General features: G+C 49.1%; 1 protein-coding gene. It reads left to right on the plus strand.

Going from position 1 to position 1,384, the window contains the following annotated elements; genetic code table 11:
- Positions 1-292 precede the first annotated feature (292 nt).
- Positions 293-1,369, plus strand: a complete 1,077-nt coding sequence (locus PSSD_RS25870; RefSeq protein WP_058974225.1) for an IS110 family RNA-guided transposase — start codon at positions 293-295, stop codon at positions 1,367-1,369.
- Positions 1,370-1,384 lie beyond the last annotated feature (15 nt).

Genomic DNA, 1,384 nt, shown 5'->3' on the forward strand with positions numbered 1-1,384 from the left:
TACACAGCGACAGTAATAATGCCGCTGTCAGTTTTCATCATTGAGTTGTTTGCTGTCTGAGCAGATTGGTGTGATCACTGATGCAGTGAAGAACTTCCCGCATCCTGACTCACACAGCGATCGACCTTTTGTGTCCTGCCCTGGGCTCGTCGGTTGCCGGAAGCATCTTCATGCGAGGCATCTCCTCACCGATGCGCGTGACTCAAGAAGGGCCTGACGGCTTGTCTCTTTACTGTCCTGTCCGGGTTATCTGTCTGGAGATTCGATTCTTTTTCCTCACGGGAGCTCTTCCATGGCTGAAAAAGTTACCGAAGCCACCGTTGTGGGTGGCGTGGATACACATAAAGATCTGCACGTTGCTGCTGTCGTAGATCAGAACAACAAAGTTCTGGGAACCCAGTATTTCTCCACAACACGACAAGGTTACCGGCAGATGCTGGCATGGATGACCTCATTTGGGGTGTTAAAGAGAATTGGCGTTGAATGTACAGGAACCTATGGCTCAGGGCTGCTTCGCTATTTTCAGAACGCCGGGTTAGAAGTTCTTGAGGTGACTGCGCCAGATCGTATGGAACGACGCAAACGAGGTAAAAGTGACACGATCGATGCTGAGTGTGCTGCACATGCAGCATTTTCGGGTATCAGAACAGTTACGCCCAAAACGCGTGATGGCATGATTGAGTCTCTTCGGGTGTTAAAAACTTGCCGCAAAACAGCGATATCGGCCCGAAGAGTCGCTCTCCAGATTATCCATTCCAATATTATCTCTGCCCCGGATGAATTACGTGAACAGCTCAGAAATATGACGCGCATGCAGCTCATCAGGACTCTGGGATCCTGGAGACCAGATGCCAGTGAATACCGCAATGTTACCAACGTTTATCGCATTTCATTAAAGTCCCTCGCCCGACGCTATCTCGAATTACATGACGAAATCGCTGATCTGGATGTCATGATTACAGCTATTGTCGATGAGCTGGCACCCGAACTGATTAAACGTAATGCTATTGGATACGAAAGCGCTTCGCAGTTGCTGATCACTGCCGGAGACAATCCCCAACGGTTAAGATCCGAATCAGGTTTTGCGGCACTGTGTGGTGTCAGCCCGGTTCCGGTCTCTTCTGGAAAAACTAACCGTTACCGACTTAATCGGGGTGGAGATCGTGCTGCAAATAGTGCACTTCACATCATCGCTATCGGACGTTTACGAACTGACGATAAAACGAAGGAATATGTCGCCAGGCGAGTAGCCGAAGGACATACAAAAATGGAAGCAATACGCTGTCTGAAGCGCTATATCTCACGCGAAATTTATACACTACTTCGAAATCAAAACAGGCAGGTCAACAGCATCCCGATAACGGCTTGACTCTTAGAAGGGCGT

The organism is Type-D symbiont of Plautia stali, from assembly GCF_001485335.1.
Lineage (GTDB): Bacteria > Pseudomonadota > Gammaproteobacteria > Enterobacterales > Enterobacteriaceae > Pantoea > Pantoea vagans_C.